The following is a 14862-nucleotide window of genomic DNA, read 5'->3' on the forward strand; positions in this document are numbered from 1 at the left end:
AAGAACCGCATTTCTTCTCAAACACGAAGCCGGGAATATTCTCTCAAAGATTTCGCAATTGCGAGAACGGTCACGCCGGACCGGTCAGAATGTCTCGACAAAGGGCCGCAGCTCGACCTCGAAGCTCCAGGCGCTGCGATGCTGGCGATGGGTCGCGAGATAGGTCTGCGCGATCGCATCGGGCGACAGCTGGCTGTCCGGTCGCTCGGGCTTCGTCCCGACCGGCTCGATCTGGCCGTCGATAATGAAATGGGCGACATGGATGTTCTTCGGGAAGAGTTCGCGCGCCATCGACTGAGCCAGACCGCGCAGGCCGAATTTCGGCATGGCAAAGCCGGCGGAGTTGGGAAAGCCCTTGATGCTGGCGGAGGCGCCGGTGAAAAGAATCGAACCGGAGCCGCGCGCAAGCAGCCGCCGCGCCGCTTGCTGGCCGACCAGGAAGCCGCCATAGGCGCCGACAAGCAAGGCTTGTTTGACCGCATCGGGATCGACCTCGGCGATCGGGCCGCGCGTGCGGCCGCTGGCATTGAAGACGGCAAGGGCCAGCGGGCCTTGCTTGTCGGCGGCGTCAAACAGGCCGGCGACGGAGGCCGGATCGGCGACGTCGGTTTCGACGGCCAGCGCGCCGGTTTCCCCGACCAGCGCCGCGAGTTTGGCCGTGTTGCGGGCGGCCAGCACCACACGATAGCCTTCCGTGGTGAGAAGGCGTGCCAAAGAGGCGCTCAGGCCCGCACCCGCGCCGGCGATCACTGCGACTTCGGATGCCATGTCGTTTCTCCTTGGCGATGACGTGTTCGTCTCATAGCTGGCGTCTTGAGCGGCGAGACGCAAGAACGGCGTTGCTCGATTTTCGCTGTTCGGTGAAAAACTCTGCCGGCAGGTTCGGAGCAATCGACCGCGGCCAGGGTCTTGCCTGGCGAGACAATCCGTCCGACAGGTGATTGCGTTGGAATCGCAAACGGTGTCGCAAGGGAGTCGACCGTGGAACCAATCTGGGCCGTCGGCCTGATGACCGGCACCGTGCTTGACGGCAATATCGACGTGGCGCTGATCAAGACCGATGGCGAGCGGATCGCCGATTTCGGCACCTATACGCTGGCCCCCTACCCCGCAGCGATCCGTGCCTTGCTGGAGGAGACGCTGCGTCAGGCCCGGGTGTGGAATTTCGACGGGCCCGAGCCGGCGATCTTTGCCGAAGCCGAGGAGGCGCTGACGCGGGCGCAGTCGGCGGCGGTGAAGGACCTTGTCGAAAGCTACGGCCTAACCATAGGCGATATCGGCGTGGTCGGTTTTCACGGCCAAACCGTGCTGCATCGTGCCCCGCAACCCGGGCGGCGCGGCGATACGCGCCAGTTGGGCGATGGCGCGCTGATGCATTCCATTTTGGGCGCCAAGGTCGCCTATGATTTCCGCTCGGACGATGTGCGCGCTGGCGGCCAGGGCGCACCACTGGCGGCTGCCTACCACGCGGCGCTTTTGAGGGAAGCCGACGCCAGCGGGGACACCGCTGTGCTCAATCTCGGCGGTGTCGGCAACGTCACTTGGTGGGACGGCAAGGACAACATCGTCGCCTTCGACACTGGCCCGGCCAACGCGCCGCTCAACGATTTCATCAAGGCAAACGGCCTCGGCGAGATGGACCGCGACGGCGCACTGGGCGCGGCCGGCACCGTCGATGAAGTGCGGCTGGCCAAATTGCTCCAGCATCCGTATCTGACCAAGCCCTATCCGAAATCGCTCGACCGTTTCGACTTCGGCGCCGCCATGGCCGACGGCCTCGGCGCAGAGGATGGGGCGGCGACGCTGACGGCCTTCACCGTCTCGGCCGTCGGCAAGGCGCTCGATTTGTTGCCGCGCCGGCCGAAGCGGCTGGCGGTCAGTGGCGGCGGCCGCCGCAACCCGACGATGATGGCGATGCTGGCGAGGCGCGCCAACGTCGAGGTTGTGCAGGCCGAGACACTGGGCTGGAAAGGCGATGCGGTGGAGGCCGAATGCTTTGCCTTCCTTGCCGTGCGCGTGCTGCGCGGCCTGCCGATCAGCTTTCCCAGCACCACCGGCGTGCCGCGGCCGATGCAAGGCGGGCGGCTGGCAGGTTAGAGCTTCTTCTGCAGGAAGATGCGGCTGCGGCCGACGGGAAAGTCAGGCAGTTCGCCGAAGCGCCGGTAGCCTTGCCGCTCATAGACTTTGGCCGCTGTCGGATTGAACGTATCAATCCAGGCGTTTTGGCAGCCGCGCTTGACCGCTTCCTCCTCGGCAGCGCCCAGCATGTCGCCGGCCATATGCCGGCCGCGCAGGCGTTCGTCGACCCACAGCCACTGCACATAGAGCCAGCCCCAGGCGGTGTATCCCGAAATGCCGGCGACGACAGCGCCGTGCTCATCACGAACGAAGACGGCGATCGGCTTGCGGCCGGAGGGGCCGACATCGCCGTCATTGAACGCCGTCAGCCGCTCGGCCAGGAAGGCGAGGTCGTCTGACGAGGGGTCGGCAGTGGTTTCAAGCGTCGTCTTCATCCGGGCGGGGCTCGCATGGCAAGCCAAGCTCTAGCGAAGGACGGGATGAGAACGCAAGCTTTACGGCTTGATGGGCAGCGGCGATCGCCATGACCCCGCTGCTGCCGCAACCAGCATCAGCACGGCGGCGACGATGGCGCAGATGGCAAAGCCGAACGATGAATAAAGCGGCCCGAAGCTGGTGGTGCCGATGAAGACGGCGAGGTAGGTGACCGAGCTGTTCAGGCCCATGATGGTGCCACGGCGCGACGGATCGAGCGCGGTAAGGCGCATCACCAGCACGTTCAGGCCGAAATGATTGGCAAGGCCCCAGATGGCGATCATAGCCAGGATCAGCACGAAATTGCTGCTTGCGAGCGCGATCGCGACATAGACGACGGCGACCAGCAGATAGGCGAAAGGCATGACGCGCCGTGCGCCGATGCGGTCGATGACGCCGTCGAGGAAGGCCGCGGCGCCGAAGCCGGCGCCGTAGGCGAGTGCGGCCAGCGCATTGGCGCTGACGGGCTCGCCCAGATCCTGGTGCAGATGATCGCCGAGATAGCCGTAGACGCCGTAAAAAGCGGTCATGAAGGCGGTGCAGGCGATGAGCAGCGGCACGATGCCCGGAATGGCCAGCGCAACGAACGGCGACGGCGCCGGGCCGCTCTTCCTGACGTCGCTGAGCGAGGTCATCGACAAGGCAGCAAGCGCAATGGCGGAAAGCACCGCGACGGCGGCGAAGACGGCGCGCCAGTGCACGAGATCGGCAAGCACGGCCGACAGCGACACGCCGGCCACCATGGAGACCGTCCAGCCGGTCAGCACGACGCCGATCGTGCCGCTTTCGCGGCCGGGCGGCGCAATTGCCGCTGCACTGGCATAGATGGCCGGCATGGCGACGCCGGCGGCGATGCCGGCGACGGCCTGGGCCGCGACCAGCATGATCACCGTCGGCGCCAGCGCGCTGGCGAGAAGCCCGACCGTCAGCAACAGCAGAGCGCCCTGCAGCATGCGGCGGGCGCCGACGCCGTCGATATAGCGGGCGAGGAACAAAGCGCTGGCGGAAGTGCCGAGACCGAAGGCAGCCGACGCGGCCATCACCGCCGGCACGCTGGTGCCGAAGGATGCGGCGACTGCCGGAGCAATTGGACCCAGGACCAGCGAGTTCGAGCCGATGACGGCGATGCAGCCGGTCAGGAGATAGGCCAGCGCCGGGATCGGCTGATGGAGCGTTGCAGCTTGATGCGCGTTCGTCATCGGGTCATAATGGCCGAACTGAATTCCGCGACAACAAGGAATTTCGATATGGACGAAGAAACAGATGGGGTTCTGCAGAATAAGGTAGCTCCCCGAGAGCTCGACGCAATCGACCGAAAAATATTAGGCGTGCTGGTCGAGGATGCGACGATCAGCTACGCCGAACTTGGCGAACGCGTCTGCCTGTCGCCGCCGGCGGCGCATGAGCGGGTCAAGCGCCTGCGGCGCAGCGGCGCCATCCGCGGCACGGCTGTGATCATCGACCCGAAGGCGGTGAAAAAGCCGCTGCTCACCTTCGTGCATATCGATACCAAGGGCTGGGGCAAGACGCCGGAGCTGATGGCCGTTTCGCAATATCCTGAGGTCGAGGAAATCCATTCGGTGGCCGGCGACACCTGCCTGCTGCTCAAGGTCCGCACCGAGGACACCAGGGCGCTCGAAGGCCTGCTGGCGCGTCTCTACGAAACGCCCGGCGTCACCTCGACGCGAAGCTATGTCGTGCTGTCGACCTATCTCGAGCGCCCGGTGCAGCCCGAGATCACCGCGCAATGGCCGACGCCCCGGCATATGGCCACGCCGTTGTACTGATCTGCGCTATCTTCGTCTTGCCGGGGCCACAACAATCCTTCACAAACGGCACCCTATATTGATGCCAGGCATTGATTTGGGGTGACGAGAGGCGCGGCTTGGAATTCGAACTGAAAACCATCGAGGCGCTGGCCCCCGATCAGGCGTCGCTAAGCGCCGCCTCGAAGCTCACCAAGCGCTCGAACTGGCCGCGGCTGGAGAAGAACGAGCAGCAGGCGCTGATCTGGGGCGAATGCCAGGGCTCGGGATCCAACCCCTATCGCACCGTCGTCGACACCGGCGACCACGGCTACAAATGCACCTGCCCGTCGCGAAAATTTCCCTGCAAGCACACGCTGGCGCTGATGTGGATCGCCGCCACGGCGCCGGCCAGCTTCACATCAGCCGAAACAACGCCGGAATGGGTCAATGACTGGCTTGGCCGGCGCAGGAAGAGTGCGCCCCCGCCGGTCGACGCAAAGTCTGGCAGGGGCGCGTCTGGCAAGAGCATTGGCGAGGCCTCGCAGGCAGAGGAAAGCACCGTCGATGACGCCGCCGCGACGGAGCGCCGCGAGACGGCGCAGCGCAAGCGGGCGGAAGATACGCGCACCGCGGTGGCAGGCGCGCTGGACGAACTCGACCAGTGGATTGCCGACCAGCTGCGGCTCGGCCTTTCCGCCTTTGCCGACGCCAGCAGCGAGCGCTGCCGCCGCATTGCCGCCAGGCTGGTCGACATGAAAGCAACGGCGCTTGCGGGACGCATCGACGAAATCCCGGCCCGGCTAATGGCGCTGCGCAGCGAGGAACGGCCGGACGCGGCGATCCGCGAACTCGGCAAGCTGGTTTTGCTGGCCAAGGCCTGGCGCTCGGCGCCAGACGATCCCGAATTGAAGCGGCTGGTGTCGGCATCCGAAACCCGCGACCAGGTGCTGGCCAATCCCGATGCAAGACAGGTCGACAGCCAGTGGGAAGTCATCGGCGAGAAGATCGAGACCCGCCGCGACGGCCTTGTCAGCCATTCTACCTGGCTGCTCGACCTGAAAAGCCCGACGCCGCAATTTGCGCTGCTACTCGATTTCTTTCCGGCCTCGGCCGGCCGCCGCTCTGCCGCGTTCACACCTGGCGACCGGTTCGATGCAAGGCTGGTGTTCTATCCGTCACGCCAACGGCTGCGGGCGCTGGTAGCGGAGCGCAAGGGCGATGTCGTGTCGGGCGCCTGGCCGGATTTCGGCCTCGGCATTGTCAAGGATCCGCTGGCGGCGCATGCGGCGCACCAGGACGCAGCACCCTGGTCGACCGATAGCCCGCTGATGCTGCCTGCCGGCGCGATCCTGCTCGATGAGCGCGGCACCGCCTGGTGGCAAGCGGCGCACGACCCGCAAGGGATCGCCCTGCCTGTCGCCGGAACCGTCGATCAAACCGTGCTCGGTCTCGACCTTTCGGCAACGGCAGCCCTGTGGAACGGCGCGCGGCTCGATCTGCTCGCCGCGCAAAGCGGCTTCGGGAGGCTCGATCTGTCATGAACGAGCTCGAGCAAACCGGCCTGGCGACGATGCGCGACTGCTGGATCACCGGCGGAACTGCGTTCGATCTGGCGCCAGCCGCGTGGAAGGAAATCGCCGGCGGCGCAAGCCCGGACGAACGGGAGCGGCTGTTGCTGGCCATCGCCGCGCAGGCGCTCGATGTGGGCTTAAGGCCAGCCGCGCCGAAGTCGCTGAAGCGGCGCCCGCCGCTGCCGAGGCTTGGCCTGCCGCTGCTGCCGGAGCGGTTGCGGCCGCTGTTGCGGGCTGCCTTGAAGAACACCGCCGATGCGCGGCGCAAGGCGCGCGTGGCGACGCTCGTCGCCGGCCGTGGCTACGTGCTGCATCCGATGGACTGGATGCCGTCGGCATCAGACCAGAACAGCCCTGACATCTATGCGCCGTGGATCGACTGGCAGGCCAGCGTCGAGGGGCTGAAGATTGCGCCGCAGGAGCAACTGACGGTGCAGAACTGGGATGACTTTTACCCCGCCGCGCGCCGTATCGCGTTGACCGAGATGCGCCGTCGCGATCCGGCCACGGCCCGCAGCCTGATGGAAGCGAAGGCGCCCGGCGAGCCGGCGGAAGTCCGGCTGGCACTGATCGAACTCATGCATTTCGGCCTGACGCCTGAGGACGCGCCGTTCCTGAAAAGCCTGGCCACTGACCGCTCCGGCAAGGTGCAGGAACTGGCGAGCCGGCTGCTGGCGAGGTTGGGCGAGCACGGTCGTGTTGGTGGCGGTGCCGACGATCCCGTTGCCGAACTTGCCGCCTTCATCGCAGAAGGCAAATCCGGCTTTATCCGCCGCCGCACCACCTACACCCCGGCAAAACTCAAATCCCCGGCGCAGGAAAAGCGCCGCGCCGAACTGTTCGAGACCTGCAATCTGGTCGACCTTGCTTCCCGATTTGGGGTCAGCGAACCCGATTTCATTGCAGCCTGGCAGTTCGGTGCCGACAACAATGCCGACATCCAGATCTCACGAATGGTCGCCGCGTCGGGCAGCGACGCTGCAGTAACGCAGATGGCCGACACGCTGATCGCCGAGGGTGGCAAGCCGGCACTGTTCGTGCTGCACCTGACACCGCGCCTGGATAGCCGCAGGAAGCGTGTCCTGGTCAGATTGATCCTGAAAGATACGCCGCAGTATGTTAGCACGCTCACCCTTGCCGAGGGCTTCGAAGCCAACTGGCTGGATTGGCCCGACCTGACGAACGGCCAGAGCTTGGCGGTGTTGCGTTCGGCTGTCGCCGGCAATGATGACGCGATGAAGCGAACCGTCGACGACCTGTTGGAAACTTTGGGCTTTCTGGCCACTGCGGCGACAGCGGAAAAATTGATCGAGCATGTCGTTGCGGCCGGCATGCCGCCGGCGGCAGCCTCGCTCGCTTTCCTGCGCCTCAACGCGGCCCTGACGGGAACCAACCCATGACAATCCGGAGAACAGCACCATGAACGCAGCCATCCGCCTCCCCGTCGAGCAGGCCTATGCCGCTGAACTGCAGGCGCTGGCGCGCAATGACGACAAGCAAAAACCTGCGGGATGGAGCCTCTCGCCAAAGGCCGTTCTGACCTACCTGCTCGGCGGCAAGGCAAGCGACGGCACCGTGATATCGCCAAAATATGTCGGCCGCCGCCGACTGATGGAAACGGCGGTGGCGACACTCGCCACGGACCGCGCGCTGCTGCTGCTCGGTGTTCCCGGCACCGCAAAATCCTGGGTGTCGGAACATCTCGCCGCCGCCATCATGGGCAATTCCACGCTGATCGTGCAGTGCACGGCCGGTACCGACGAGAACCAGGTCCGCTACGGCTGGAACTATGCGCAGCTTTTGGCCAAAGGGCCGAGCCAGGAGGCGCTGGTGCCGACGCCGCTCTACCGCGCCATGGAGAGCGGCAAGCTATGCCGCCTGGAAGAGTTGACGCGCATGGGCTCCGATGTACAGGACACGCTGATCACCGTGCTGTCGGAAAAGATGATGCCGATCCCGGAGCTCAACACCTCGCTCTATGCCCAGCGCGGCTTCAACATCATCGCCACCGCCAACAATCGCGACAAGGGCGTCAACGAGCTGTCCTCGGCGCTCAAGCGCCGCTTCAATGTGGTGGTTCTGCCGCTGCCCGAAGACATGGCCGAAGAGGTGGCGATCGTCTCCAAGCGGGTCGACGAGATGGCCGGCGGGCTCGACCTGCCGGTGCCGAAAAATGTCGGCGAGGAGATCGCTCGAGTGTTGACCATTTTCCGCGAGCTGCGCTCGGGCGCAACCGCCGACGGCAAGGTGACGCTGAAGACGCCTTCGGGTTCGCTCTCGACCGCCGAGGCGATCGCCACCATGGTCGGCGGCCTCAGCCAGGCGGCGTGGTTCGACAGCGGCAAGCTCGGCGCCGAAGGCCTCGCCGCCAGCCTTGTCGGCGCCATCGTCAAGGACCCGGTGCAGGACAAGGTGGTGCTGGAGGAATATCTCGAAACGGTGCTCAAGAAGCGGCCGGACTATGCCGGCTATTACGCGGCGCTGAACGCAGCGATCTGAGGTCATGAGCGACGTCGCCTATTTCGGCATCCGCCATCACGGGCCGGGCTCCGCCGACAGCCTGGTGCAGGCGCTGCGGGACTTGCAGCCGGTCGCGGTGCTGATCGAAGGGCCGAGCGACGCGTCCGCCCTGCTGCCATTGCTGGCGCGCCCGCAGATGCAGCCGCCGGTGGCGCTGCTCTGCTACCCCGAGGACGATCCGGCCGCGACAAGTTTCTGGCCGTTCGCCGAGTTCTCGCCGGAATACCAGGCGGCGGTGTGGGCGGTGGCGAACAAGGCGGCATTGCGGTTCATCGACCTGCCGTCATCGGCACGGTTCGCGGCACCGGCAACCGACGACCCCGACAAAACGGCTGACGCCGACAAGCCCGAACCCAAGGACGAAACCGGTGAGGATGGCGAGCCCGCATCGCATCGCGACCCGATCGGCACGCTGGCTGCGGCCGCCGGCTATGAAGATGGCGAAAGCTGGTGGGCCGACATTATCGAGCAGAATCCGCAGCCGGGTCCAATCTTCGCTGCCATCACCGATGCGATGACGACGCTGCGCGACGGCGAAGGTGCGATCGCGCCGTTCGAGGCCAAGCGTGAAGCGCATATGCGATTGGAAATCGCCGCCGCGCGCAAGGAATTCGCCGGACCGATCGCCGTCGTCTGCGGCGCATGGCATGTGCCGGCCCTGCAGGCCGCGCACACGCAGAAGAACGACCAGGCGCTGATCAAGGGAATTGCCCGGCGCAAAAGCATCATGACATGGGCGCCATGGACCGGGCCGCGTCTTGCGCTGGGCTATGGTTATGGCGCTGGCGTCGTCGCGCCCGGCTGGTGCAAGCATCTATGGCGCACACGAGGGCGGCGCGACGCCGCGACGCTGTGGCTGGCGACGATCGCGGCGGTGCTCCGGGCGAAGGGCCATCTGGTGTCGACCGCGTCGCTGATCGAGGCCGAGCGGCTTGCGCGCACACTGGCTGCCATTCGCGAGCGGCCGAAGCCCGGCTTCGAGGAATTGCGCGATGCCGCGATCGCGGCGCTGTTCAACGGCGAAGCGGTGCTGTGGGCGCTGGTCGAGGCCGAGCTGCTTTTGGGCGCGGATGTCGGCGAGATTCCGCCCGACACGCCGCTGGCGCCGCTGATCGAGGACCTGCAGCGCAACCAGAAGGCGGCGCGGCTGAAGCCGGAGGCGCTGGAACGCGAGCTGTCGGTCGATCTGCGCAGCGAAAGCGGACTGTTTCGTTCGACATTGCTGCACCGGCTGAACGTGCTTGGCGTGCAATGGGGCAGGCTGGCCGACGCCGGCCGCAGCCGCGGCACCTTTCGCGAAAAATGGACGCTGGCCTGGGAGCCGGAATATGCCGTGCGCCTGGTCGAGAACCTGATCTACGGCCCGACTATCGAAAAGGCCGCCAATGGCCGCCTGATCCAGATGCTCGGTGCGGCCGCGAGCCTCGACACGCTTGCCGCCCTTGTCCAGAGCGCCATTACGGCGGATCTGTCGGAGGCCGCGAGCGCCGGCCTTGTAGCGTTGGAGGCGCGCGCAGCGCACAGCAGCGAATGCCTGGAGATGCTGGCCTCGGTGCCGCCGCTTGCCGACATCATCCGTTACGGCGAGGCGCGCAAGACCGAAACCAACCGGCTGTCCGGTTTGTTGGAACGGTTGATCGTCGAAGGCGCGATCGCGCTGCCCTATGCGGTGCGCGACCTGGACGAGCAGGCCGCCACCACGCTGGTCGGTGCTGTGCGCAAGGCCGACACGGCGATCCGGCTGGTCGAGCCCGGCGAAGGCGTGCTCGATGCATGGCGCAACGGCCTGACCGGCGTGCTGGAAGGTCCGGGCTCGACGGCGCTGCTCGCCGGCTGCGCCGCGCATCTGCTCTATGAAGCCGGCCAACTGTCGGCAGAGGACGCCGCCGGGCTGCTCGGACGCAGGCTGTCGCCGGGGACGCCGGTCGCCCAGGCAGCGGGGTTCTTCGAAGGTTTCTTCAGCACTGCCGGCCAGCGGCTGATCTACGACGAGGGCCTGCGCGGCGCCGTCGATGGGTGGCTGAAATCGCTCGGCGAGGACGCTTTCATCGCGCATCTGCCATTGCTGCGCCGCGTCTTCTCCAATCTGGACTCGATGGAGCGGCAGCGGTTGATCGAGGCCGTGCTCGGCCGCACCGCAAGGTTGCCGGCCGGCCTGACGCCGGCGCCGGATGGCGGCGAGGGCTGGCGCCGTCACCTGGAGCGGCTTGGGCCATTGCTGGCGGGCGGAGTGTGACAATGGATGACGAAGCCGAAGTGCCCGAACCCGGCCCAGCATCCTCCGATAGCGGGCGCGAGCGCCGCTGGCGGCTGGCGATCGGCGCCGATGACGAGGCTTCCTCCGCCCTTTCCAGTGATGACAAAAAACTGTCTTCGGCGCTCGATGCGCTTTACGGCGACGGCGCCAATGCCGATGCCGACCCGCGCAAGCGGCGCGGCGGGCTCGGCCGCTCGGCGCCACGCGTGGCGCAATGGATGGGCGATATCCGCTCCTTCTTTCCCGCCCAGGTGGTCCAGATCGTCCAGAAGGATGCCTTTGAGCGGCTGAACCTGAAGCAGATGCTGATGGAGCCGGAATTCCTCAAGGCGATCGAGGCCGACGTCAACCTCGTCGCCGACCTGATCTCGCTGCGTTCGGTGATGCCGGCCAAGACCAAGGACATCGCCCGCACCATCATCGCCGACATCGTTGCCAAGCTGATGCAGCGGCTGGAGCAGAAGACCGCCGAGGCGATCCGTGGCGCGCTCGACAAGTCGCGACGCACCAACCGGCCGCGCCAACGCGACATCGACTGGCCGCGCACCATCTCGGCCAATCTTCGCCACTACCAGCCTGAGCACAAAACCGTCGTGCCGGAAAAACTGGTCGGCTTCATGCGCAAGCAACGCCGGCTGGTCGATCTCGACGAAGTGGTGCTGTGCGTCGACCAGTCCGGCTCGATGGCGAGCTCGGTGATCTACGCCTCGATTTTCGCCGCGGTGATGGCGTCGCTGCCGGTCGTGCGCACCAAGCTGGTCTGTTTCGACACGGCCATCGTCGACCTGACCGAAGAGCTCAGCGACCCGGTCGAGGTGCTGTTTGGCGTGCAGCTCGGCGGCGGCACCGACATCAACCAGGCGGTCGCCTATTGCGCCGACCGCATCGAGCGGCCGACCAAATCCCACTTCGTGCTGATCACCGACCTCTATGAGGGCGGCAACGGCCAGGACTTGCTGCGGCGGCTTGCGGCGCTGGTCCGGTCCGGCGTCAATGTCATCGTGCTGCTGGCGCTGACCGATCAGGGCCGGCCGGGCTATGATCCGGCGATGTCGGCTTCGGTCGCGGCACTTGGCATACCGGTCTTCGCCTGCACGCCGGACCTGTTTCCCGACATGATGGCGGCGGCGTTGCGGCGCGAGGATATCGGCGCCTGGGCAGCCGGCGCCGACATCAAGCTGATCCGCGCCGAGACGGAGCCGAGCAGTCAGGCCTGACTATTCGAACGAATAGGCAAACCCGTCAGTGGAAGCGCTGACGGTCACCTTGGTCATCTTCTCGCCGTCGAGCGACCGGTTCAGCACGCCGCGGCTGAGTTCCGGCAACAGCGTGTTGGTGAGGATGGCGTCGATCATGCGGCCACCGGACTCGATTTCGGTGCAGCGCGCCTTGACCAGCGCCATGACGCCGTCGCCGATCACCAGTTCGGCGTCGTGGCTGGCGCGCAGCCGCCGCGCGATCTTGCCGAACTGATGGCGGGTGATGGCCTCGATCATCGAATCCGAGAGCGGATAGTAAGGGATGGTCACGACGCGGCCGAGGAAGGCCGCTGGAAACACCTTCAGCAGTGGGGCGCGCAGGGCAGCATCGAGGCCGTCGAGCCCTGCCCTCACCGTGCCGTTTTGCGTCCGCTCCATGATGACTTCGGAGCCGACATTGGACGTCAGCAGGATCAGCGTGTTCTTGAAGTCGATGCGCCTTCCCTCGCTGTCATCCATCATGCCCTTGTCGAAGACCTGGAAAAAGATCTCGTGGACATCGGGATGCGCCTTCTCGACCTCGTCGAGCAGGATCACCGAATAGGGTTTTCTGCGCACGGCCTCGGTGAGAATGCCACCCTTGCCGTAGCCGACATAGCCGGGCGGTGCGCCCTTGAGCGTCGAGACGGTGTGCGCCTCCTGGAATTCGGACATGTTGATCGAGATCAGGTTCTGCTCGCCGCCATAGAGCGTCTCGGCCAGCGCCAGGGCCGTCTCGGTCTTGCCCACACCGGAGGGGCCGCAGAGCAGAAACACGCCGACCGGCTTTTCCGGCGCTCCGAGCCCGGCGCGGCTGGTCTGCACGCGCTTGGCGATCATCTCCATGGCGTGATCCTGGCCGACGACTCGTTCGGACAAAGTGTCGGCGAGCTTGAGCGCCTTTTCGGTCTGGCTGGACAGCATCCGTCCCGTCGGGATGCCGGTCCAGTCCTGGACCACGGCAGCGACCGCATTGCGGTCGACAGACGGCAGGATCAGCGGCGTCTCGCCTTGCGCGGTGGCAAGCTCGGCCATGAGTTCGCGCAACCGCGCCAGATCGGCGGCAGGATCTGACGGTGCAGCTTCGGCAGCCGGCGCTTCGGTCTCGGACGCTTTGGCCTTCGGCTTTTCAGGCTTGAACGTTCCGGCCTTGGGCGTCTCGGCCTTCGGTACCTTGGTCTTTTCTTCGTCCGGCGCTGCTGGTTCGGCATCGGTCTCGGCTGTCGCCACCGGATCTAGCGGCACGCCGTCGCCGCGCAGCCGCGCGCGCAGTTCGAGGATCTCGGCAACCAGCGCCTTTTCGCGCTCCCAGCGCTCCTCGGCGGCGGCGAGCATGGTCCCGGTCTCAGTGAGCCCGGCCTCGACCCGCGCCTGCCGGTCAGTTACTTCGATGCCGATCGCGGCCTCGCGGCCGATGATGCCGCTTTCGACCTCGAGCGCCTGGCGGCGCCGCAAAATGTCCTCGACCTCGGCCGGCGTCGCATGCTGCGAGATCGCCACCCTGGCGCAAGCGGTGTCGAGCAGGCTGACCGCCTTGTCGGGCAATTGCCGCGCCGGGATGTAACGATGCGACAGGCTGACCGCCGCCTCGATCGCCTCGTCCAGGATCTGCACTTCGTGATGCTGTTCGAGCACGCCGGCTACACCGCGCAGCATGAGCACAGCGACCGCTTCCGACGGCTCATCGATCTTGACCACCTGGAAACGGCGGGTCAGCGCCGGGTCCTTTTCGATGTGCTGCTTGTACTCGGCCCAGGTGGTTGCGGCGATGGTGCGCAATTCGCCGCGCGCCAGCGCCGGCTTCAAGAGATTGGCGGCATCGCCGGTTCCGGCGGCACCACCGGCGCCGATCAGCGTGTGCGCCTCGTCGATGAACAGGATGACCGGCGTCTCGGATGACTGAACTTCGTCGATCACCGCCTTCAGGCGCTTCTCGAACTCGCCCTTGACGCTGGCGCCGGCCTGCATCAGGCCAACGTCGAGCATACGCACGCTGATGCCCTGCAGGGGCGGCGGCACGTCGCCCTGGGCGATGCGCAGGGCAAACCCCTCGACCACCGCGGTCTTGCCGACACCGGCCTCGCCGGTCAGGATCGGGTTGTTCTGCCGGCGCCGCATCAGGATATCGATGATCTGCCGGATCTCCGGGTCTCGGCCGACGACCGGGTCGATCTTGCCGTCATGGGCGCGCTGGGTGAGGTCTGTGGCGTATTTGGCCAGCGCGGAGTCCCCGCCCGGAGCTCGCCGCGGCGCCTCCGCGGTGGGAGCCACTGCTGCCGTGGCGCCGGCTTCGAGCGAACCGTCCACCACCTCGGCAAAGCGGGCGATGACCCCGTCGGCGTCGATCTTGTCGAATTCGCCGCTGATCTTCGCCACCAGGCCTTCCAGCACCGGCGTCTTCAGGCAGGCGAGCACGACATGGGCGCTGCGGACCTCCTCCATGCCGAATTCCAGCGTCGCCAGGTTCCAGGCCTCCTGGATGGCGTGAAAGATGTGGTCGGAAAATTCCTCGATCGAGGTGGCGCCGTAGGGCAGCTTGTCGACGGCGCGGGTCATTTCGCTGGTAAGCCGGCTGGCATCGACGCCGGCATCGGCAATGATCATCTGCACATCCGAACGCTCGGACAGCACCAGTTGTTCTATGAAATGGACGAGTTCGACGTAAGGATTGCCGCGCAGCTTGGCGCTGTCGGCGGCGGCCTTGAAGGCGCGCAGGCAGACCGGATTGAGCTTGCCAACCAGTTCCTTGCGTTTGAACCCCTGCGACGACCGGCGCTGTTCCATCGAACGTGCTCCTGCAATCTGCCCCGTCGACAGCCTGCCACATAAGCAGCCGCTTGACAAAGCGCTTGATGCAGCCGGCCTTTTCCCTTTGTGGAGAGTCCCGCGCCGCCAAATGCAGACAACCACGATTTTTTCTAATCCTATGCGATGCGCTTCACATACGAGGTTGGCCAAGCACGCCATGAATTGCG

Annotated in this window: 11 protein-coding genes; 7 read left to right on the forward strand and 4 right to left on the reverse strand. The window is 66.0% G+C overall.

Features of this window, described 5'->3' with window-relative positions; translation table 11 throughout:
* Positions 1-84: 84 nt before the first annotated feature.
* Entirely contained in the window at positions 85-768 is a 684-nt protein-coding gene (locus NKJ64_RS04900; protein WP_023668581.1) for an SDR family NAD(P)-dependent oxidoreductase, read from the reverse strand.
* A 213-nt stretch (positions 769-981) separates the two neighbouring features.
* Here NKJ64_RS04900 and NKJ64_RS04905 point away from each other — a divergent pair, with 213 nt between their 5' ends.
* Positions 982-2097 carry an anhydro-N-acetylmuramic acid kinase gene (locus NKJ64_RS04905; protein WP_352462069.1) on the forward strand — a complete coding sequence of 372 codons (1116 nt, stop codon included), beginning with the start codon at positions 982-984 and terminating at the stop codon, positions 2095-2097.
* Here NKJ64_RS04905 and NKJ64_RS04910 read toward each other — a convergent pair.
* Positions 2094-2513: a GNAT family N-acetyltransferase gene (locus NKJ64_RS04910; protein ID WP_023684459.1), complete on the reverse strand. Its 420-nt coding sequence runs from the start codon at positions 2511-2513 to the stop codon at positions 2094-2096. The two genes, NKJ64_RS04905 and NKJ64_RS04910, sit on opposite strands and share 4 nt — an antisense overlap.
* Before the next feature lie 60 nt (positions 2514-2573).
* On the reverse strand, positions 2574-3752 hold the full coding sequence (locus tag NKJ64_RS04915) for an MFS transporter (RefSeq protein WP_023696650.1): 1179 nt from the start codon (positions 3750-3752) through the stop codon (positions 2574-2576).
* 48 nt (positions 3753-3800) lie between these two features.
* Here NKJ64_RS04915 and NKJ64_RS04920 point away from each other — a divergent pair, with 48 nt between their 5' ends.
* The 6 genes from NKJ64_RS04920 to NKJ64_RS04945 all read left to right on the forward strand — a co-directional run bounded on the left by NKJ64_RS04920 (position 3801) and on the right by NKJ64_RS04945 (position 11866).
* Complete coding sequence (locus NKJ64_RS04920; RefSeq protein ID WP_023724276.1) at positions 3801-4340, forward strand: Lrp/AsnC family transcriptional regulator; 540 nt, start codon at positions 3801-3803, stop codon at positions 4338-4340.
* A gap of 98 nt (positions 4341-4438) precedes the next feature.
* The gene (locus NKJ64_RS04925; RefSeq protein WP_023684463.1) at positions 4439-5842 is read left to right on the forward strand and encodes an SWIM zinc finger family protein; all 1404 of its coding nucleotides are present in this window, start codon (positions 4439-4441) and stop codon (positions 5840-5842) included.
* Positions 5839-7272 (forward strand): DUF5691 domain-containing protein, encoded by a 1434-nt coding sequence (locus NKJ64_RS04930; protein ID WP_023738416.1) that lies wholly within the window; start codon positions 5839-5841, stop codon positions 7270-7272. Before NKJ64_RS04925 ends, NKJ64_RS04930 begins: the two co-directional genes overlap by 4 nt.
* Positions 7273-7291: 19 nt before the next feature.
* Positions 7292-8371 carry an ATP-binding protein gene (locus NKJ64_RS04935; RefSeq protein WP_023673899.1) on the forward strand — a complete coding sequence of 360 codons (1080 nt, stop codon included), beginning with the start codon at positions 7292-7294 and terminating at the stop codon, positions 8369-8371.
* Between the two features lie 4 nt (positions 8372-8375).
* Entirely contained in the window at positions 8376-10628 is a 2253-nt protein-coding gene (locus tag NKJ64_RS04940) for a DUF5682 family protein (protein ID WP_023682608.1), read from the forward strand.
* A 2-nt stretch (positions 10629-10630) separates the two neighbouring features.
* Positions 10631-11866 carry a VWA domain-containing protein gene (locus NKJ64_RS04945; protein WP_023687036.1) on the forward strand — a complete coding sequence of 412 codons (1236 nt, stop codon included), beginning with the start codon at positions 10631-10633 and terminating at the stop codon, positions 11864-11866.
* On the opposite strand, the gene tssH is transcribed toward NKJ64_RS04945, so the two are convergent.
* Complete coding sequence (tssH, locus tag NKJ64_RS04950; protein ID WP_352462070.1) at positions 11867-14671, reverse strand: type VI secretion system ATPase TssH; 2805 nt, start codon at positions 14669-14671, stop codon at positions 11867-11869.
* Positions 14672-14862 lie beyond the last annotated feature (191 nt).

Source organism: Mesorhizobium sp. M0062, assembly GCF_040323125.1.
In the GTDB taxonomy this organism is placed as follows: domain Bacteria; phylum Pseudomonadota; class Alphaproteobacteria; order Rhizobiales; family Rhizobiaceae; genus Mesorhizobium.

Coding starts and splice junctions, on each gene's coding strand:
- NKJ64_RS04940 (WP_023682608.1), top strand. CDS start 8,376: ATGAGCGACGTCGCCTATTTCGGCATCCGCCATCACGGGCCGGGCTCC.
- tssH (WP_352462070.1), bottom strand. CDS start 14,671: ATGGAACAGCGCCGGTCGTCGCAGGGGTTCAAACGCAAGGAACTGGTT.
- NKJ64_RS04915 (WP_023696650.1), bottom strand. CDS start 3,752: ATGACGAACGCGCATCAAGCTGCAACGCTCCATCAGCCGATCCCGGCG.
- NKJ64_RS04945 (WP_023687036.1), top strand. CDS start 10,631: ATGGATGACGAAGCCGAAGTGCCCGAACCCGGCCCAGCATCCTCCGAT.
- NKJ64_RS04935 (WP_023673899.1), top strand. CDS start 7,292: ATGAACGCAGCCATCCGCCTCCCCGTCGAGCAGGCCTATGCCGCTGAA.
- NKJ64_RS04910 (WP_023684459.1), bottom strand. CDS start 2,513: ATGAAGACGACGCTTGAAACCACTGCCGACCCCTCGTCAGACGACCTC.
- NKJ64_RS04900 (WP_023668581.1), bottom strand. CDS start 768: ATGGCATCCGAAGTCGCAGTGATCGCCGGCGCGGGTGCGGGCCTGAGC.
- NKJ64_RS04920 (WP_023724276.1), top strand. CDS start 3,801: ATGGACGAAGAAACAGATGGGGTTCTGCAGAATAAGGTAGCTCCCCGA.
- NKJ64_RS04930 (WP_023738416.1), top strand. CDS start 5,839: ATGAACGAGCTCGAGCAAACCGGCCTGGCGACGATGCGCGACTGCTGG.